16 protein-coding genes are annotated in these 19,853 nt (G+C 41.9%); all 16 read left to right on the top strand.

Annotated features, from left to right (window positions below):
• The first annotated feature begins 11 nt into the window (after positions 1-11).
• The 16 genes from ACYQ4S_RS01970 (at position 12) to ACYQ4S_RS01895 (ending at position 19,057) form a co-directional block, all read left to right on the top strand.
• Positions 12-3,116 (top strand): type I restriction endonuclease subunit R, encoded by a 3,105-nt coding sequence (locus ACYQ4S_RS01970; RefSeq protein WP_459769010.1) that lies wholly within the window; start codon positions 12-14, stop codon positions 3,114-3,116.
• Between the two features lie 11 nt (positions 3,117-3,127).
• Positions 3,128-3,859, top strand: coding sequence for a M48 family metallopeptidase (locus ACYQ4S_RS01965; RefSeq protein ID WP_459769008.1), 732 nt, complete (start codon positions 3,128-3,130; stop codon positions 3,857-3,859).
• A 47-nt stretch (positions 3,860-3,906) separates the two neighbouring features.
• Positions 3,907-4,749 carry an AbiJ-NTD4 domain-containing protein gene (locus ACYQ4S_RS01960; RefSeq protein WP_459769007.1) on the top strand — a complete coding sequence of 281 codons (843 nt, stop codon included), beginning with the start codon at positions 3,907-3,909 and terminating at the stop codon, positions 4,747-4,749.
• A gap of 156 nt (positions 4,750-4,905) precedes the next feature.
• Positions 4,906-5,505 carry an ATP-dependent Clp endopeptidase proteolytic subunit ClpP gene (clpP, locus tag ACYQ4S_RS01955; RefSeq protein WP_459769005.1) on the top strand — a complete coding sequence of 200 codons (600 nt, stop codon included), beginning with the start codon at positions 4,906-4,908 and terminating at the stop codon, positions 5,503-5,505.
• Positions 5,506-5,691: 186 nt separating this feature from the next.
• Positions 5,692-6,249: a thioredoxin domain-containing protein gene (locus ACYQ4S_RS01950; RefSeq protein WP_459769003.1), complete on the top strand. Its 558-nt coding sequence runs from the start codon at positions 5,692-5,694 to the stop codon at positions 6,247-6,249.
• A 150-nt stretch (positions 6,250-6,399) separates the two neighbouring features.
• On the top strand, positions 6,400-7,434 hold the full coding sequence (locus ACYQ4S_RS01945; protein ID WP_459769001.1) for a sugar-binding transcriptional regulator: 1,035 nt from the start codon (positions 6,400-6,402) through the stop codon (positions 7,432-7,434).
• A 34-nt stretch (positions 7,435-7,468) separates the two neighbouring features.
• Positions 7,469-8,461 carry a type I glyceraldehyde-3-phosphate dehydrogenase gene (gene gap / locus ACYQ4S_RS01940; RefSeq protein ID WP_459768999.1) on the top strand — a complete coding sequence of 331 codons (993 nt, stop codon included), beginning with the start codon at positions 7,469-7,471 and terminating at the stop codon, positions 8,459-8,461.
• 224 nt (positions 8,462-8,685) lie between these two features.
• The gene (locus ACYQ4S_RS01935) at positions 8,686-9,873 is read left to right on the top strand and encodes a phosphoglycerate kinase (RefSeq protein ID WP_459768997.1); all 1,188 of its coding nucleotides are present in this window, start codon (positions 8,686-8,688) and stop codon (positions 9,871-9,873) included.
• A gap of 296 nt (positions 9,874-10,169) precedes the next feature.
• On the top strand, positions 10,170-10,925 hold the full coding sequence (tpiA, locus tag ACYQ4S_RS01930) for a triose-phosphate isomerase (RefSeq protein ID WP_346024230.1): 756 nt from the start codon (positions 10,170-10,172) through the stop codon (positions 10,923-10,925).
• Entirely contained in the window at positions 10,926-12,455 is a 1,530-nt protein-coding gene (gpmI, locus tag ACYQ4S_RS01925) for a 2,3-bisphosphoglycerate-independent phosphoglycerate mutase (RefSeq protein ID WP_459768995.1), read from the top strand.
• A 99-nt stretch (positions 12,456-12,554) separates the two neighbouring features.
• Complete coding sequence (gene eno, locus ACYQ4S_RS01920) at positions 12,555-13,856, top strand: phosphopyruvate hydratase (protein ID WP_459768993.1); 1,302 nt, start codon at positions 12,555-12,557, stop codon at positions 13,854-13,856.
• Positions 13,857-14,058: 202 nt separating this feature from the next.
• Complete coding sequence (gene secG / locus ACYQ4S_RS01915; protein ID WP_346023921.1) at positions 14,059-14,289, top strand: preprotein translocase subunit SecG; 231 nt, start codon at positions 14,059-14,061, stop codon at positions 14,287-14,289.
• Positions 14,290-14,619: 330 nt separating this feature from the next.
• A complete protein-coding gene (locus ACYQ4S_RS01910) occupies positions 14,620-15,360 on the top strand; it encodes an alpha/beta hydrolase (protein ID WP_459768991.1) in 741 nt (246 codons plus the stop codon).
• The gene (gene rnr / locus ACYQ4S_RS01905; RefSeq protein WP_459768989.1) at positions 15,361-17,646 is read left to right on the top strand and encodes a ribonuclease R; all 2,286 of its coding nucleotides are present in this window, start codon (positions 15,361-15,363) and stop codon (positions 17,644-17,646) included. It abuts the gene before it with no gap.
• A gap of 100 nt (positions 17,647-17,746) precedes the next feature.
• Positions 17,747-18,208, top strand: coding sequence for an SsrA-binding protein SmpB (gene smpB, locus ACYQ4S_RS01900; RefSeq protein WP_091268352.1), 462 nt, complete (start codon positions 17,747-17,749; stop codon positions 18,206-18,208).
• Positions 18,209-18,373: 165 nt separating this feature from the next.
• Positions 18,374-19,057: a histidine phosphatase family protein gene (locus tag ACYQ4S_RS01895; protein WP_459768986.1), complete on the top strand. Its 684-nt coding sequence runs from the start codon at positions 18,374-18,376 to the stop codon at positions 19,055-19,057.
• The last annotated feature ends 796 nt before the right edge of the window (positions 19,058-19,853 follow it).

Below are 19,853 nucleotides of genomic sequence, written 5' to 3'. Positions count from 1 at the left end.
GAGGTGGAGACATGCAAACGCCGAAAAGTCATGAGCTAGCGATTAGTCAAGAGCCTGCTTTACAAGTATTGACAGAGCTTGGCTACACATATTTGTCACCAGAGGAAGCAGAACGAAAGAGAAAAAGCTTATATGACGTCTTACTGTTAGATGTACTGGAAAGTCAGTTGAAGAAGTTGAATCAATTTGAGTACAAAGATGAGACTTATGCTTTCAGTCAATCGACAGTTGAGCAGGCTATTCGTGATCTGGATGAAAACTTAACTGATGGATTAGTACGAACCAACGAAAAAATCTATGAATCCCTTATGCTTGGAAGAAGCTATGAGGAACACTTAAAAGAAGGATCTAAAAAGTCTTTCACCCTGCAGTATATCGACTGGGATAATCCAGAAAATAATGTCTACCATGTCACGCAAGAATTTGTTGTAGAAAGACAAGACGGCGAAGGAACTGTACGTCCAGATATTATTGTATTCATTAATGGCATTCCACTGGGTGTCATTGAATGCAAACGTGCATCCGTCTCGACTGATCAAGCTGTAAGTCAGATGATTCGTAACCAGAAAAAAGAGTATATTCCACAACTATTTAAATTCATTCAACTAGTTATGGCTTCCAATAAAAATGAAGTGAAGTATGCGACCGTTAACACACCTAAGAAATTTTGGTCTGTTTGGAAGGAAGAAGACAACGACTGGCTAGATAGAATGTTGAAAAACAGTGTGACAGACCGGTTAGTCACCATGCAGGACCGAAACCTTGTGTCACTTTTCTATCCGACTCGCTTTTTAGACCTCATTAAATACTTCATTATCTTTGATAAAAATGAAAAGAAAGTAACGCGTTACCAGCAGTTTTTTGCCGTAAAAGAAATTATTGACACGGTTGAAAAAAGAGATGAAAAAGGCAACAGGCAGTCTGGAGTGATTTGGCATACACAAGGTTCAGGAAAGTCCTTAACCATGGTGATGCTAGCTAAATACATTCTTTCAGAGCTGTGGAATTACAACCCTAAGGTTATCGTTGTGACAGACCGCGTGGAACTTGATAAGCAGATTCATCAGACATTTAACCACTCAAGGTTAAAAGCCAGCAAAGCCAATTCTGGAAAACATCTTGTGGAACTTATTAATGATAATAATGCGGACGTTGTCACCACCCTAATTAACAAATTTGATACGGCAGTAAGAAATCAAGAGCCAATTCAATCAAAAGATATTTTCATCTTAGTGGATGAATCACATCGCACCCAATATGGCGAACTGAATATCAAAATGAAAAAAGTCTTTCCAAATGCCTCTTATCTAGGTTTTACAGGTACGCCTTTGATGAAAAAAGAGAAAAATACGATGGTTAAGTTTGGCAAAATTATTCATCAGTACACGATATCAGATGGTGTAAAAGATAAAGCGATATTGCCATTACTGTATGAAGGAAGAATGGTCGAACAGACTGTAAATAGAAAAGCAATCGATCACCGACTGGAAACCATCACTCGAAACTTGAATGAAGAACAGAAGAATGAAGTCATGCAAAAATGGAGTCAGTTCGAACGCATTGCATCAAGTGATCAGCGAATTCATATGATTGCTTTGGATATTAATGACCACTACGTGAGAAATTATAAGACGGCTGGGTCGCAATTTAAAGCAATGCTGGCAACAAATAGTAAAATTGAAGCCGTGCGCTACCTTGAGGCTTTCGAAGAACTAAATGAATTGAATGCGGCTGTAGTCATTTCTCCACCGGATCAGCGTGAAGGACACGATGACGTGGATTCAGAGTCAAAAGATAAAATACAAAACTTCTGGAAACGTATGATGGTTAAGTACGGCGACGCAGATAAATATGAGGACGGCATCAAAAACGAATTTGTCAACGGAGACGATATCGACCTACTAATTGTTGTGGATAAATTACTGACAGGGTTTGATGCACCAAGAGCTTCTATTCTTTATATTGATAAAGTCTTGAAAGAACACAGTTTACTTCAAGCTATTGCACGGGTTAATCGTCTCTATGAAGGTAAAGACTACGGTATTATAATCGATTACCGTGGCCTACTTGAAAAGCTCGATGAAGCTATGGAAATGTATTCTGGGTCTGGATTAGAAAACTTCGATCCTGAAGACATTAAAGGGGCACTATACGATGTAGTGGCTGTAATAGGTAAAATCAGGCAGCACTATTCAGACTTATGGGATATCTTCAAAAACATTAAGAATAAAGAAGATATGGAAGAATATGAAGTGTTACTTGAAGACAAGGCTAGACGCGATTTGTTTTATGACACGTTGAGTCAGTTTGGTCGGCATATGGCCATTGCGATGGAATCTGAGAAGGTTTATGATGCACTGAGTCAAGAAGAGCTTGAAAAATATAAACGTCACTTGAAATTCTTCCAAGATTTAAGACGAAGTGTGAAATTGCGTTACTCTGATTCGATTGATCACAAAGAGTATGAGGCTAAAATGCAGAAACTCATGGATCAATATATTGCAGCAGAAGATATGATGCAGATAACCAATCCTGTAGATATTTTAGACCGAGACCGATTTGAAGAGGAAATGAACCGTCTGGGATCTCAGCGTGCTAAAGCAGATGCCATACGAACACGTTTAACCAAAAGTATTAATGTTAAGTATGACGAAAATCCTTCTTACTATGAGTCGTTTTCAAAACGCATTGAAAAAACACTAGAAGAATACAAGGAGAAGCGCATCTCAGAGGCTGAATACTGGCAGCGTATGAATGAGATGAAAAAAGAATATCAGGAGGGGCCACCGGTGGATGATTATCCTTCTAAGATTCAAAAGAATACTCATGCACAGGCATTTTACGGAGTGACAAAGGATATCTTTGAAGAAACGGCTGATCTTGACGAATCAGGTGCCGTTTACAGTGTGGCAGACTTAGTTCTTGAGGTGGACTCCGTGGTCAAAGAAAATACGAAGGTTGACTGGCATGACAACCCTGAAGTGCACAACCGTATCGAGCAAGAGTTAGATGACATGATATTTGATTTCTTAAAAGAGAAAAGAATAAATATAAAATATGATGAAATCGATAAGTGGATAGATCAAATCAAAACGATCGCAATGCGTCGTTACTAGGGTGAGAAAGCATGAGTGCACATAAGATCCATTTCAATAGTCATGTAATTGATTTTGAAGTTGAGCGTAAAAACGTGAAAAATATCAATATAAATGTCAGGCCGGACAGAACGATAAAAGTGTCAGCTAAAAGTTCTGTCCCGCTGGACTATATTCAGGAGCTCATTAAGAAGAAAGCACCCTGGATCCTAAATCAGATGAGAGAGTTCGAACAGGCACAACCGGAAAGAGCTAATGAACGTGAATACGTCAGTGGTGAATCCTATAAGTATTTAGGTAAGCAGTACCGGCTGCGAGTTAAGAATGTGGATAAGAAAGAGGAAGAAGGCGTTAAGTACTATAGAGGATTCATTCATATGTATGTGCTGGAAAATACTGACAACAACAGTAGAAAAGGGTTGATCGATTCTTGGTATAAGAAACGTGCTAACTCAATATTCAGTGAACTATTTGACAAGGTGTATCCAAAAATAGAAAAGTACAATGTCCCCAAGCCATCCCTGCAAACTCGCTCCATGAAAACCCGCTGGGGATCTGCACATGTAAATAAGAACATGATACTGCTAAATTTAGACTTGATAAAAGCTCCCAAGCCCTGCATCGAATATGTCATCCTACATGAACTCATTCACTTTAAATACAACGATCACAGTTCAAATTTTTATGAAATGTTATATACCTTAATGCCGGATTGGAAAAGAAGGAAAGAAATATTGGATAAAGAAGTAGTGAAGGATTTGTGAGATTAATAAACTAGAAATAGTTATAAATCTAAGAAAGAGGTTATATTATGCTGTTTTCAGAGAGAATGGGTTTTAAGAAAATTGAGGAAATTATTTTAACAGATACTATATCAATATCCTTAAGAAATAGGCTAAAGAATATCATTTATAGAATTTTTGAACTAGCTTCTGAAAATAAAGACTATCATTCAAGCAGAGGAAGCGAATGGGAGTTGTATCGTTTTTTAATAGAAAACTTTTTGAAAGAAGATATTCAATCATGGAAAAACAATAGATATCATTTCTCAGCTTATTATGAAGATATAGTTATTGAAATAGATTCGATGGAATGGTATTCATATTACGATATTTTAGAGCTGTTAGGAAAAATTGATTTAATATCGGAAGATCTTTTTGAGAGAATAAACTTTGTCTTAAAGGAAGAGAAATCGGGATATAGATTAACTAAAGATTTTAAATTTTTGCCTATTACTGATCAAATAGCACTGTCAACCATTGATTCAGTTTCAATATCAAAGTTCAGCCATGCAAAAGAACATATTCAGAAAGCCCTAAATGAGCTCAGTGAAAAAGAATCAGTCGACTATAACTCTGTAATTAGGGAAACTATTAATTCGGTTGAAAGCTGTTTTATAGAAGTTGCTGAAATGTCGCCAAGCAAAAAAAACACACTAGGACAGGCTGTGAAAAGAATTGAGCAACTTTATCCTAATATAGAGATCTCTTTCTTGAAGCCTTTTGAACATTTGTATGGTATGGCTAGTAACAACGGAATCAGACACGCTGGGAATGACAAAACAATTAAATCAGATATATCTGATGTTATATTAGTTTTGACGACGTGTTCTGCAGTTATCAATTATTTAAGCTTCAAAACAGGGGGACAATAAGCTTGCTATTAAATTCTTTTATCCTGATAAAACCAAAGTAAATGATAGCTCATAAAATTTGACCTTCCCTGACCTTTGGTGTATAATCTTTTTAGATTCATTATAGTAATGAAGTATGCTACACTAATTGAGAATTGAATTATAGGAGGAAGTTACATGAATTTAGTACCTACAGTCATAGAACAGTCACCACGTGGTGAACGTGCGTATGACATTTATTCACGTCTTTTAAAAGACCGTATCATCATGCTGGGTGGAGGGATCGACGATCAAGTCGCAAACTCTGTTATTGCACAGCTTTTATTCCTGGATGCACAGGACCCGGAAAAAGATATTTACCTGTACATCAACTCTCCAGGTGGAAGTGTAACTGCCGGACTAGCTATTTACGATACCATGAACTTCATTAAAGCGGATGTTCAGACAATCGCTATCGGACTGGCAGCTTCAATGGGAAGTTTCCTGCTAGCTGCCGGTGAAAAAGGGAAACGATTTGCCTTACCAAATGCTGAAGTCATGATTCACCAGCCTTTAGGGGGAGCGCAAGGTCAGGCAACTGAAATTGAAATTGCTGCTAAACACATCTTGAAAACACGTGACCGCTTGAATAAAATTCTGGTTGAGCGTACTGGTCAGGATATGGAAGTCATTGAACGTGACACTGACCGCGATTTCTTCATGACAGCCGATGAGGCTAAAGAATACGGACTAGTAGACGAGATCATGGACAGCTCTGCTGACCTTACAAATAAATAAGAATGTGAAGACTCTGAACAGATTGTTCGGAGTCTTTTTTTTTGACTCATACTCAAACAGAGACTTAAACTACCACAAAGCCGATAGCTATTTTACAAAGGTTTTCGTACAATGCTTATTACTAGCCAAGACTTTTTCACAAGAGTATACTGTAGAGAGTAGGGAAAATCTGAAGGGAGTGAGTGAATGGATACAAGCAAAATAAATGCTGATTCAGTGACAACCAACGGTGGACTCCATTTAGGCAGCAGAGAAGCTCCCATTAAAGTTGTGGAGTTTCTCAATCTCAAATGTCCGTACTGTAAAGAGTGGTGGGAAAAAGGCACACCAGTCCTTGATGAGTATGTGGAGAACGGGAAAGTCGAACGGATCGTCAAGCTTTTTGACAAGGAAAAACCCGGATTGAGGAAAGGGAACATCCTTCATGCACATATAAACTATGAAGATAAAGAGACTGCTAGAAAAGATATTGATTATTATTTTGAAAACTTGCAGGACTGGGGAGGACTAGGCGAAGATGAAGTGGCGGAGTATGCCAAGTCTAAACGTGGAGCTGAGGAGCAGAACAATTCGGCCCACTCCAAGGCAGTCATTGAAGAAGCGGCTAAGGCTAATGTTACGCTGGTACCGACTGTATTCATTGAAGATTATATCTTTGATGAGCATATTACTGAAGAAGAACTGAAAAGCATTATAGAATCTAAACTGAAAAGAGATGAAGACAGGGAACCTAATGAATATTGATAGGACGTAAAATGTCCCGTCGATTTCATTTAATGGGTTGAAATCTGCCCCGCTTCTTGTTACACTGTATTTGTACGTGACGAAGAAAGATAGTTTAGCTGTCTTGCTGAAAACTGGGCGAATATAGTATCGGGAAGGTGCCGTTTTAATATGCTGTCAGTTATTGAAAAAGTAGCACCCGGAACGCTTCATGTATTGAAGAGGCGTTACTATATCTTGAGCCATATTCAGAAATCAGCACCCATCGGCAGACGTGCTTTGGCAGATCGACTCGGGTTTACCGAGAGAGTTCTGCGTAAAGAAGTCGAAGTCCTGAGAAATCAGGGGCTGATCAAGACATCTACACAGGGCATGGAATGCACACCGACAGGCATCACAGTGTTTTATCAACTGGATGAACTGATGGGACAGCATGTTCAGTCACAGGAAAAGGAAACGCGGCTGGCTAATGCATTAGGCATCCAGCATTGTACGATCGTCATAGGCAATTCAGACAAAGATGAATCCAGTCTGATCGATATGGCAAGAGCCTCAATAGAAGTAATAGACTTTCTTCTGCCTGAAGGACAGAGTACCGTAGCAGTAATGGGCGGGACAACGATGCTGGAAGTGGCGGAAGTCATGAGTCAGCAGATCGGTCTGCACCGAGAGCTGATGTTTGTTCCGGCTCGCGGAGGGTTAGGAGAATCAGTTGATATTCAGGCGAATGCCATTGCTGAAAACATGGCGAGAAAGACCGGCGGCAGGAGCAGAGCCTTATATGCACCGGAACATGTGCGTATGGAAACTTACTCGCTGCTGATGAAAGAACCGGAAATCAAAGAAACTCTGGAAATTCTGGAGAATGCCTCGCTGGTGATCTACAGCATCGGCAATCCTCTTGAAATGGCTCAGAGAAGAGGAATGGATGAAGACACGCTCAGAGAGCTCATCGATAAAGGAGCAGTAGCTGAAGCGTTTGGAGAATTCATTGATCCAAAAGGAGACATCGTCTACAAATTGTCCCGTATTGGATTACAGTCCTCGAAATTACCAAGTATCCCTCATGTGGTCGCTGTTGCCGGAGGTCGTGAAAAAGCGAAGGCTATAAAGGCTCACATGAAAACTGTTCCTCCGCACACATGGTTAGTGACGGATGAGGCAGCCGCAAATGAGATTTTAAATGGGGGAAACCCTTTAAAATAAAAAAATATTTATTTCCTAAGGAGGAAATCAAGTTATGTCAGTAAAAGTTGCAATTAATGGTTTTGGACGTATCGGTCGTTTAGCTCTACGTCGTGTATTAGAAATGGATACAGAGTTAGAAGTAGTAGCAATCAACGATTTAACAGATAACAAGGACTTGGCGTATCTTTTAAAATATGATACAGCACAAGGTCGCTTCCCGCATGAAGTATCAGTTAAAGATGATGCATTAGTAGTTGGCGGAAAAGACATCAAAGTATTTGCAGAAAAAGACGCTAGCCAATTACCTTGGGGAGACCTAGGAATTGATATCGTACTTGAATGTACTGGATTCTACGTTTCTAAAGATAAGTCTCAAGCTCACTTAGATGCAGGAGCTAAACGTGTACTGATTTCTGCACCAGCTTCAGGCGATCTTAAAACAATCGTTTATGGTGTAAACCACGAAATCCTAGATGCTGACGATCAAATCGTATCTGCTGCTTCATGTACAACTAACTGCCTAGCACCAATGGTTAACGTACTGAACAGCGAATTCGGAATCAGCCGTGGACTTATGAGCACAATTCACGCTTATACATCTAGTCAAGTATTGCAAGATGCACCAGGCGGACGTAAAAGCCGTGCAGGTGCACAAAATGCTATCCCAGCTTCAACTGGAGCTGCTAAAGCAGTAGGTAAAGTAATTCCTGAAGTTGATGGACTAATCGACGGAACTGCTGTACGTGTACCAACAGTAACAGGTTCTATGGTTGAACTTTACTCTGTACTGAAAAAAGACGTTACTGTAGAAGATGTTAACTCAGCAATGGAAAAAGCATCATCAAGTGCTTACATCTACAATGAAGACGAAATCGTTTCTTCTGACGTGATCGGTGTTCCTGCTGGATCAATCTTCGATGCAACTCAAACTAAAATCATGGAAAGCGAAGACGGACAACTTGTTAAAACTGTAGCTTGGTATGACAACGAGTACGGATTCACTGGAAACATGGTTTCAACTTTAGAATACTTCGCTAGCCTTTAATATCCAGCGAATATCTAAGATAAGAAACAACTCTATTGTAAAGTAATAAATAAGCGGGGGAGCTAATACTCTATTATTTAAGAGGACACAACGATTGATGCGCAAGCAAAAAATTGGACTGTTCAAACTGAATAAAGGGGATCGCGCTTCCCCCTTTTTTTGTGAAATAAAGGGAACAGAGTCAACAGGGTTAGTTTTCCATACAGAAAGGTAGGACTTTACACATGGCAAAGAAGACAGTTAAAGATTTAGAATTAAATGGCAAGAAAGTACTGGTCCGTGCTGATTTTAACGTACCGATGAAGGACGGAAAAATCTCTAACGACAACCGTATCCAGGCAGCACTGCCAACCTTGGAGTACATTCTTGAACAAGGCGGAAAAGTAATCGTCTTTTCTCACTTGGGACGCGTGAAGACCGAAGAAGATAAAGCGGGTCTATCAATGAAACCTGTAGCAGATCGTCTAGGTGAGTTACTTGGAAAAGACGTGAAGTTTGTAGCTCAAACTCGTGGAGAAGAGCTTGAAAACGCAGTAGCTGAACTAGCTGACGGTGACGTACTGATGTTTGAAAACACACGTTTTGAAGATGTTGACGGTAAGAAAGAAAGCAAAAACGATCCTGAATTAGGTAAATACTGGGCAGGTCTAGGCGATGTTTACGTGAACGATGCATTTGGTACGGCTCACCGTGCTCACGCATCAAACGTAGGTATCGCGTCAAACCTTGAATCAGCTGCCGGATTCCTGGTCGAAAAAGAAATCAACTTTATCGGTGGAGCAGTTGATGAGCCTAAGCGCCCATTCGTTGCAATTTTAGGTGGAGCAAAAGTATCAGATAAGATCGGCGTCATCGAAAACCTTATCGCTAAAGCTGACAAAGTTCTTGTCGGTGGGGGAATGACATACACATTCTACAAAGCTTTAGGTCATGACATCGGTAATTCATTAGTTGAGGAAGATAAAGTTTCTCTAGCTAAAGAACTGATCGACAAAGCAGGAGATAAACTTGTCCTGCCTGTTGATTCTATCGTTGCTGCAGAATTCTCCAATGATGTTGAAACTGAAACAGTTGGAGAAAACATTCCTGAAGGCAAGATGGGTCTGGATATCGGACCGAAGACAGTTGAACTGTTTGAAAACGAACTTAAAGATGCGAAGACAGTGGTATGGAACGGACCAATGGGTGTGTTCGAAATGAGCAACTTCGCTCAAGGAACAATCAAAGTCTGTGAAGCACTTGCAAAACTTGAAGATGCTACAACGATCATCGGTGGCGGAGACTCTGCGACTGCTGCTCAGCAACTTGGTTTTGAAGAAGACTTCAGTCACATCTCAACAGGTGGCGGAGCTTCACTGGAATACCTTGAAGGAAAAGAACTTCCTGGTATCGCAGCTATTTCAGACAAATAAACAATTGAAAGCAAGACAAGCCGTTTTGACCTTCACAAAAATAGGGAATGACGCCCAATTGGTGAGAATCTAGCATTTCAATGCGTAGAGTCACAGTATGCGTTAGAAGAGCATACTGCGCAATGGCTTATTCATCATTTTTGTGCGAGGTCAGGCTTGGATTGCTGGATAATAATAAAAGCAAGATAAGCCGTTTTGACCAGATGAGTAGCGTAACTGGTCTGGTCGCTGACGGCGATTAAACAAAAGGTAAGGAACATTTCCCTGGACTACACAACAGAAAGAAGGACGATAGAATGCGTAAACCAATTATCGCTGGTAACTGGAAAATGAACAAGACATCGACTGAAGCGGCAACGTTCATCGATGCTGTTAAAGGAAACATCCCTTCAGCAGACAAAGTAGATGCTGTAATAGGCGCACCAAGTCTATTTCTTCAAAGCCTGATCGATTTAACAGTAGATACTGAACTTAAGATCGCTGCACAGAACTGTCACTTTGAAGACGAAGGTGCATTTACAGGCGAAATCAGCCCTAAAGCGCTTGAAGATATCGGGGTGGCTTATGTGATCATCGGTCACTCAGAACGTCGTGAATTGTTCCATGAAACGGATGAAGACATCAACAAAAAAGCACATGCAGTAATCCGCCACAACATGGTACCAATCATCTGTGTGGGTGAAACACTTGAGCAAAAAGAAGCAGGACAGACTAACGACCTGGTTTCCGGTCAAGTAGAAGCAGCTCTTAAAGGCTTAAGCGCTGACCAGGTAAGCAATCTAGTTATTGCCTATGAGCCAATCTGGGCTATCGGTACAGGTAAAACAGCGACAGCTGAAGATGCTAACGATACGATTTCAGTTGTTCGTCGTACTGTAGCTGACTTGTATTCACAAGATGTAGCAGATGCTGTTCGTATCCAGTACGGTGGATCAGTAAAACCTGCAAACATTAAAGAATTAATGGCACAACCGGATATCGATGGTGCATTAGTTGGTGGAGCAAGCCTGGAAGCAGATTCTTTCCTGCAATTACTGGAGGCGGCTGAATAAATGAGCAAAGCACCTGTAGCCATCATTATCCTTGATGGATTCGGATGGAGAGAAGAAGAATACGGCAATGCTGTAGCACAAGCCAAAAAACCAAATTTTGACCGTTACTGGAATGATTATCCACATAACACGATGCAGGCTTCAGGGCTTGCTGTTGGGCTGCCGGAAGGGCAAATGGGTAACTCAGAAGTTGGACATACCAACATCGGAGCCGGACGTGTGGTCTACCAAAGCATCACACGTATCGACAAGGCGATTGAAGACGGTGAATTCGAAACGAATGAAGCCTTCAATGGTGCGATCAATCATGTAAAAGATAACGATTCTGCGCTGCATCTGTTCGGTCTAGTATCGGACGGGGGCGTTCACAGTCACCAGCGTCATTTGACTGCTCTAATTGAAGCAGCTAAGAACAAAGGAGTCGACAAAGTGTACATTCATGCATTCACTGATGGACGTGACGTTGCTCCAGATTCAGCTGCCCGCTTCATCGATGAGCTCCAGACAATCGTTAACGATTTAGGAGTCGGTGAAATCGCAACAATTTCTGGTCGTTTTTATGCAATGGATAGAGATACACGCTGGCCACGTGTCAAACGTGCTTATGACGCGATCTTCCACGGAGAAGGTGTGAAAGCGACTGATCCGGTAGAAGCCGTTAAAGCCAGTTATGCTAATGATACATTGGACGAATTCATTGAACCGATCGTGATTGAAAAGGACGGCAAACCTGTTGCGACAGTAAACGATAATGATGCGATTCTATTCTTCAATTTCCGACCTGACCGTGCGATTCAATTGTCCCGTGCGATTACAGAACCGGACTTTGACGAATTTGACCGCGGAAACGTGCCGTCAAACGTTAAATTCGTGACGTTCACGCAGTATACTGCCGATATGGAAGGCGACATCATGTTCCCGCCGGTATTCCTGAAAAACGTGATCGGACAAGTATTGTCTGATAATGGGTTGAATCAGCTGCGAATTGCTGAAACGGAAAAATACCCGCACGTAACATTCTTCATGAATGGCGGAACAAATGATGAGTTCCCAGGAGAGAAACGCATCCTGATTCCATCTCCAAAAGTGGAAACATATGACTTGAAACCTGAAATGAGTGCCTTTGAAGTCACAGATGCACTGGTTGAAGACATCAAGAACGACAAGCATGATGCCATCATCCTGAACTATGCCAACCCGGATATGGTTGGACACTCAGGTATGCTGGATAAAACGATCGAAGCGATCGAAGCTGTAGATGAGAACCTCGGCCGAGTAGTGGATCTGATCCATGAAAAAGGCGGTACAGCAATCATCTTTGCGGATCACGGGAATGCAGATACTGAACTGACTCCTGAAGGAAATCCTCATACAGCGCACACGACAGTCCCTGTTCCAGTCATCGTTACGAAAAAAGGTGTCACTTTAAGAGGCGACGGTAAACTAGCTGATGTGGCTCCAACGATGCTTGATCTTTTAGGTATTGATAAACCGGAAGAAATGACTGGCGAAAGCCTGATCCAGAAATAACTTGCTGATTTTAACCTGTTCTTTTATTAGGACATTTAAAATAAATTAACCAACCCTTTTCCAGGAAATGGAAGAGGAAAATTAAAGGAGAGAAAATAAATGCCATTTATTACAGACGTTATCGCACGCGAAGTTCTTGATTCACGTGGTAACCCAACAATCGAAGTAGAAGTCATCACAGAATCAGGCGCATTCGGCCGCGGTATGGTTCCTTCAGGAGCTTCAACTGGTGAGCACGAAGCCGTTGAACTACGTGACGGAGACAAAGACCGTTACCTTGGTAAAGGTGTCACTAAAGCTGTGGACAACGTAAACGAAACGATCGCTGACGCAATCATCGGTATGGACGTACGTGACCAGATGGGAATCGACAAAGCGTTGATCGAACTGGACGGTACACCAAACAAAGGTAAACTGGGAGCTAACGCAATCTTAGGCGTATCTATAGCTGTTGCACGTGCTGCTGCAGACTACCTTGACCTTCCACTATACCGTTACCTTGGAGGAACAAACACTAAAGTATTGCCAACTCCAATGATGAACATCGTTAACGGTGGATCTCACTCTGACGCGCCTATCGCATTCCAAGAGTTCATGGTCCTACCAGTTGGCGCACCAACATTCAAAGAAGCTTTACGTTGGGGAGCAGAAATCTTCCACGCACTTAAAGCGATCCTTAAAGACCGTGGTCTTGAAACATCTGTTGGTGACGAAGGTGGATTTGCTCCTAAGTTCGAAGGAACTGAAGACGGAGTAGAAACAATTCTTGAAGCTATCAAGAAAGTTGGACTTGAGCCTGGTAAAGACGTATTCCTAGGATTCGACTGTGCAGCTTCTGAGTTCTACGAAGACGGCGTATATAACTATGCTAAATTCGAAGGCGAAAACGGTGCAAAACGTAACGCTGAAGAACAAGTAGACTACCTTGAAGAATTAGTAAACAAATACCCAATCATCTCAATCGAAGATGGTATGGACGAAAACGACTGGGATGGATGGAAACTATTAACTGAACGCTTAGGCGACAAAGTTCAATTAGTTGGTGACGACTTATTCGTTACAAACACTGAAATCCTTAAACGTGGTATCGACAACGATACAGCGAACTCTATCTTAATCAAAGTTAACCAAATTGGTACATTGACTGAAACATTCAATGCGATCGAAATGGCTAAAAAAGCTGGATACACGGCTGTTATCTCTCACCGTTCTGGTGAAACTGAAGATGCAACAATTTCTGACATCTCAGTAGCACTTAATGCTGGACAAATCAAAACTGGTTCACTTTCACGTACTGACCGTATTGCAAAATACAACCAGTTACTAAGAATCGAAGATCAATTAGGCGATCTAGCTGTTTACGAAGGTATTGACGCTTTCTACAACTTAGCTGACAAATAATCAGATCAAAAAAAGACGCTGGAGGGCTTATCCCTTCAGCGTTTTTACATATGATAGACATCGCATCTATAGAACGAACGTCACTAATTCACGGCCATGAGTCAGCTGAAGCATGCTGATCTGACATAATAGGGACTGGAAAACGTGAGCGGGGTGTGTTATATTATAAAATAGGAGATTTGTAAGAAGGAGGTCTATACTCATGTATGAAATTCTGTTAACGGTTATGCTTATCTTATCTGTATTCATTATCATTGTTATTGCCATGCAACCGACGAAAACTCAAAGTGCATCCAATGCCTTCATGGGCGGAGCGAGTCAATTATTCGGTAAACAAAAAGCCAGAGGATTCGAAGCAGTACTGATCAAGACAACGATCGTCAGTCTGATTTTATTCTTCGTGCTGTCCTTCTTATTGACACGATTCTTTTAAGCTGAAATGAATGTGAATCTTAAGTACTCCTGTTAACTGTTTTCTCAGTAAGCACTCTGCTTATTGGATCTGGTTAGAAGGAGTGCTTTTTTATTGCCTCTAAAGCTTCTCTTATTGTGAGGGGGATGTACACATTTAAGTGCTGTCTAGCTTCTCGCACCAGCCTCTCGAGAAAAAGATAAATTTACCCATTGCGCAGGATGCTCATTCGGGGTAAATTTCCTATTTTCTTGTCGAGGCTGAACGGCACGTGAAGCTTTTCTTATTGTGTTTTGGTACAAAAATGTGTCAAATTAGGGTAGAATGAAGAAGAGACTTAAGGAGGATATTATGAAAGATAAATCATTATTTTACGAAAGTGGAAAACGAGCAGTTCTGCTCTTTCATGCGTTCACTAGTAATCCGAAAGACATGCTGAGTCTGGGACGTGCGCTGGAGCGGGCAGACTACACCGTCTATGCTCCAGTATTTTCAGGTCACGGGACTAATGATCCCGACGACTTGTTTGACTATTCGATCAAGGACTGGGTTCAGGACGGGAAAGATGCGCTGGCCTTTCTGAAAGAAAAAGGCTACGACGAGGTTGCAGTCATGGGCTTGTCCCTGGGTGGAGTCGTAGCGACTGATCTGCTGCTTAATGAGGACGTCATAGGTGGAGGGACGTTTGCTTCTCCTGTCGTATCTGAATATGATACAAACGTGCCCGAGCATTTCATGATCTGGTATGAAAATATGAAAGAGCAGGCGGGCTACTCGAAAGAAGAAATTGCCGGATTGAAAACTTCAGCTGAAGTTAAGGTCCAGGCCATACTTGATGGGGTCCATGCGCATGTCGCTGAAATGGAGAAAGAGTATGACCAGTTGAACAAAAAACTATTTATAGCACAGGGTGGACAAGACGAGATGATCAATGATCAGTCTGCAGTCAAATTTAAAGATGCCCTGGTCAATGCGGATGTAGACTTCCATTTCTATGAAGATGCGCCGCATGTACTGACAACAGGAAAGATCGGGAAAGACGTGCAGATCGATGTACTGACTTACCTGTCTTCCTTAGAATGGAGTGATTAAATGAGTTCTGAAAAAGACAAGGAACTAGCAAGAAAAGAACTGAAAAAACAGATCCTAGCATTTATGAATGAACAGGACGGCCAGTCAGTTGAAGTCAATGAGATCAGTGAAGGGCTGGGTCGTTCAGGATCCAATGCCTTTAAGGAACTGGTCCAGGCTATTGCTGAGCTGGAAAGAAAAGAAAAAATAGTCCTGCTTTCAAGTGGGAAATTCAAGCTGAAACAAGCTTCGTCTGCCATGCAGGGACGCTTTAGTGGAAACGATAGAGGATTCGGATTCGTCACAATCGAAGAATATGAATCGGATATCTTCATTCCACCAACCGAAACATATTCAGCCTTGAATGGCGATCTGGTCAAAGTAGAAGTGACTCAGGAAGCGATGCCGTGGAAAGATAAAGGGCCAGCTGGTAAAGTCGTTGAAATTATTGAACGGGGGACCACCGTCGTCTTTGGTGAATTCCAGCCTTATACGGATGACGAAGTGAAAGAATTAGGCCTGTATGGCTTCATTACCCCTCACAATCAGAAACTGCCGAGTGTTCTAGTCAAGATTGAAGCAAAAGGGATTCGCCCGGTCGAGGGAAGCATTGTTCAAGTTGAACTGACCGAGTATGCCGATACTGCCGGAGGATCTGATCTGAAGGGGATTGTCACCAATACTATCGGACATAAAGATGAGCCGGGTATTGAAATCCTGACAATTGTGCATAAGTATAATATCCCATCAGAATTCCCAGAAGATGTGCTTGAAGAAGCAGAATCCGTACCCGATACGATTTCTGAAGAAGACACCGAAGGAAGAAATGACCTCCGTGATGAAATGATCATTACGATTGATGGAGCAGATGCGAAAGACTTGGATGATGCGATCCAAGTGAAGAAACTGGACAATGGCAATTACTATCTGGGCGTCCATATTGCAGATGTCAGCCATTACGTCACAGAAGGCAGCCCGATGGACAGAGAAGCCTTTGAACGTGGAACCAGTGTGTACTTGACCGACCGCGTTATCCCTATGCTTCCGCAGCGACTATCAAACGGTATTTGCTCTCTTCACCCAAATGTCGATCGTCTGACACTGAGCTGTGAGATGGAAATCGATAAGAATGGATCAGTTGTAGACTATACGATATCTTCCAGTATTATCAACTCGCATTACCGGATGACGTATGAAGCGGTCAATGAGATTCTTATGGATAAGGATACTCATCGCAGAGAGGAATACTCTGAAATCGTGAATATGCTTGAACAGATGGAAGATCTGCATAACATTCTCGAAAAACGAAGAGAACAAAGAGGGTCCATCGACTTTGATACTCGCGAAGCAAAAATCGAAGTTGATCCTCAGGGGATGCCAGTCGATATCCTGCTTAGAGAACGAGGTGTCGGTGAACGACTGATCGAATCGTTCATGCTTTCTGCGAATGAAACGGTATCTGAACACTTTGCCAAACAGCACCTGCCGATCCTCTACCGTGTCCATGATCGTCCTGACGAAGGAAAAATGCAGCGATTCATCGAATTTGTTTCCAGCTTCGGAATCAATGTCAAGGCAACGAAAGAAAATATCAGTCCAAAACTGCTTCAGGATGTTCTGGACAAAGTGAAAGGCAAACCGGAAGAAGGCGTCATCAGCATGCTGCTACTGAGATCCATGCAGCAGGCAAAGTATGATGTCGAACCGATCGGTCACTACGGTCTTGCCGCAGACTACTATTCGCACTTCACCTCACCGATCAGACGTTACCCTGACCTGATCCTGCACCGTCTGATTCATTACTATACCGAAGTGGATAAATCAGGCAAGGCGAAGAAACGCTGGCAGGAAATGCTGCCTGAAATCGCTGAACACAGTTCCGTTACTGAAAGACGTGCAGTAGATGCTGAACGTGAAACAGATGAACTGAAGAAAGCTGAATATATGCAGAGTAAAATGGGCGAGACTTTTGAAGGTGTCGTTACATCTGTGACTAATTTCGGAATGTTCGTCCAGCTGGCCAACTCGGTCGAAGGACTTGTTCATATCTCGAATATGAATGATGACTACTATGAATTTAATGATCGGGATATGCTGATGATCGGTACCCGTACAGGAAAAGTTTACCGAATCGGGGAAGCTGTTAAAGTGAAAGTCATCGGAGCCGACACAGATAATTATCAGATCGATTTTCAGTTTGAAGAGGATGAGTCCAAGAAACCCGATGAACCTCGAAGAACGAGACGGCGCAAGAAAAAGGACAGTTCTAAAAAAGGAAAAGGTCCACGCCGCGGCTCAAAAAGATAACAAAAGTAAGAACGATAAAGATAAAGGCAAAGGTCGGTTTAAAGGAAGAAGAAAGACCAAGAAGCCTGGAAAAAAACGGAAATGATAGAGGGGGATTTACATGCCCAAAGGAGAAGGCAAGTTAATTGCCCAGAATAGAAAAGCCCGTTACGAGTATACGATTCTCGAAACGATCGAAGCTGGCATTGTGCTTAAAGGGACGGAAATCAAGTCCATCCGTGCCGGCCGGATCAACTTGAAAGACGGCTATGCCAGTATTAGAGATGGTGAAATCTGGCTGTATAATGTCCACATTGCACCATTTGAACAGGGGAATCAGTTTAATCACGATCCGGTCCGTCCACGTAAACTGCTGATGAAGAAAAAACAGATCGACAGTCTGTATGGAGAAGTCAAACAAGGCGGGAACACACTGGTTCCGCTTAAGGTCTACATCAAGAATGGTTTTGCAAAAGTACTGATCGGCCTGGCCAAAGGGAAGAAACAGTATGATAAACGTGAGACCATCAAGCGACGTGAACAGGACCGTCAGATGAGACGGGCAATAAAAGATAACTACTGATTTAAGATTAAAGCATCGGAACAGATCGGAAACCCGGCTGGTCTGATGCTTTTCTTGATTCAGATAAACCATAGCGTCTACGTGGAAAAGCAGGGCTAGCTGTCGAATATCTTAAAGACGTCTGTTAGAATAGATAGAGAGAGAAAAAGAAAGCGAGGAGCTAGTATGGCTGAAAAAGGGGTAACAATTTATTTTGTCCGACATGGCGAAACGTACTTCAATTATTATGGTCGCATGCAGGGATGGAGCAACACACCATTGACCGACCACGGAAAAGAGGATGTCAGACGATGCGGACGTGGGCTGAAAGATGTCACGTTTGATGCAGTCTACACAAGTGACCTATCACGTACACAGGAAACAGCTTCACTAATTCTGGAAGAAAACGGTCAGAAGGATACAATGAACATGATTCAAATGCCGGAATTTCGAGAAGTTTTCTTCGGGTCGATGGAAGGCATGTACGGTTCGGATGCTTACGATAAAGTTAGAGATTATCTGGGATACGACACATCAAAAGAAATGTTCAGAAATACAGATGTACCTGAACGGATGAATGCCTTCCGTGCAGTTGATCCGGAAAAGCATGCCGAAGACTTTATGATGTTCTGGTCACGCGTTGAGCAGGGACTGATCAAACTGATCGACAAGCACCGTGATTCAGGAGAAACCATTCTTTTAGTTGCACACGGTGGAACAATCCGGTACATCCTGGAGAATCTCATTCCGGATCTCACACGACCTAAATCATTACTTAATGCCAGTGTGTCTGTCGCCAGATATGAAAACGGACTGTATCATCTTGAAAAATACAACGATGTCTCTCATTTCAGGGACGAAGCAGAATAATCAAAGAACAAACTGTCGTCATTTTCCTCTTTGTTGCAGACCTGCTATAACAGGCTTGCGACAAAGAGGATTTTTTGTAGATATATCGGTTACGCCTTAATCGTCAAATTTACAGAATAAAGTTTAAATCTAATGAAATAACCTACACCGTGGATCAATCAACTCAAAAACAGGTAAATGTTTTGCTGGCGGCGGGCTTTGCTATTTACCTGACCAGGAACTGAATGACCGTTTAGAATCAATGACACTTATTCTCCTGTCGATCATTGTAGGAGTTGGAGCATGTACTGTGTGACTACTGAAGCTTCCTTAAGCATCATCAGTCACCTCAATGGTCGGGGACATATTAGCTGTTTTACTGTCCTCCAGCCATTATTGGTGACTATATTTATTGCCATATCCTTTTCATACTGATTATTTCACCAGTCTCCACAGTTGAGTTAACAATAGTCATCGTAATCAGCGGCTTAGGAGAAGGAAGTGCACCAGTTTTCATTACAGAACTATCAAGCGTGAAAGCCCACGGTTTTAATCGTGGGATGAGAGCGTACATTGAGATAAGTGCCTGCTTGGTTTGTCTTCTTTTTATTTTAAAATTAAGTATACATTTCTCTAGCCTTTCCGTTGACGGAGTGATATAATTAAATAAAAGAACATACGTTCGTTTTCAGGAGAGAGGTGAAGCGAGTGAAAAAAGAACAGACCGATACCTGTGTTAAAGTGCTCAAAGTAAAATTAAAGCCGACTAAAGAACAAGCAGCTGAATTGACCCGGCTATCCAAAGAGTATATTTATC

Source organism: Alkalibacterium sp. s-m-28, assembly GCF_054658175.1.
The sequence above is the reverse complement of the archived record's forward strand: the minus strand, read 5'-3'. Positions and strand labels throughout refer to the sequence as shown.

Bases quoted from the DNA above. Each gene is read 5' to 3' on its own strand.
- ACYQ4S_RS01970 (WP_459769010.1), top strand. From the start codon at position 12: ATGCAAACGCCGAAAAGTCATGAGCTAGCGATTAGTCAAGAGCCTGCT.
- ACYQ4S_RS01965 (WP_459769008.1), top strand. From the start codon at position 3,128: ATGAGTGCACATAAGATCCATTTCAATAGTCATGTAATTGATTTTGAA.
- ACYQ4S_RS01960 (WP_459769007.1), top strand. From the start codon at position 3,907: ATGCTGTTTTCAGAGAGAATGGGTTTTAAGAAAATTGAGGAAATTATT.
- clpP (WP_459769005.1), top strand. From the start codon at position 4,906: ATGAATTTAGTACCTACAGTCATAGAACAGTCACCACGTGGTGAACGT.
- ACYQ4S_RS01950 (WP_459769003.1), top strand. From the start codon at position 5,692: ATGGATACAAGCAAAATAAATGCTGATTCAGTGACAACCAACGGTGGA.
- ACYQ4S_RS01945 (WP_459769001.1), top strand. From the start codon at position 6,400: ATGCTGTCAGTTATTGAAAAAGTAGCACCCGGAACGCTTCATGTATTG.
- gap (WP_459768999.1), top strand. From the start codon at position 7,469: ATGTCAGTAAAAGTTGCAATTAATGGTTTTGGACGTATCGGTCGTTTA.
- ACYQ4S_RS01935 (WP_459768997.1), top strand. From the start codon at position 8,686: ATGGCAAAGAAGACAGTTAAAGATTTAGAATTAAATGGCAAGAAAGTA.
- tpiA (WP_346024230.1), top strand. From the start codon at position 10,170: ATGCGTAAACCAATTATCGCTGGTAACTGGAAAATGAACAAGACATCG.
- gpmI (WP_459768995.1), top strand. From the start codon at position 10,926: ATGAGCAAAGCACCTGTAGCCATCATTATCCTTGATGGATTCGGATGG.
- eno (WP_459768993.1), top strand. From the start codon at position 12,555: ATGCCATTTATTACAGACGTTATCGCACGCGAAGTTCTTGATTCACGT.
- secG (WP_346023921.1), top strand. From the start codon at position 14,059: ATGTATGAAATTCTGTTAACGGTTATGCTTATCTTATCTGTATTCATT.
- ACYQ4S_RS01910 (WP_459768991.1), top strand. From the start codon at position 14,620: ATGAAAGATAAATCATTATTTTACGAAAGTGGAAAACGAGCAGTTCTG.
- rnr (WP_459768989.1), top strand. From the start codon at position 15,361: ATGAGTTCTGAAAAAGACAAGGAACTAGCAAGAAAAGAACTGAAAAAA.
- smpB (WP_091268352.1), top strand. From the start codon at position 17,747: ATGCCCAAAGGAGAAGGCAAGTTAATTGCCCAGAATAGAAAAGCCCGT.
- ACYQ4S_RS01895 (WP_459768986.1), top strand. From the start codon at position 18,374: ATGGCTGAAAAAGGGGTAACAATTTATTTTGTCCGACATGGCGAAACG.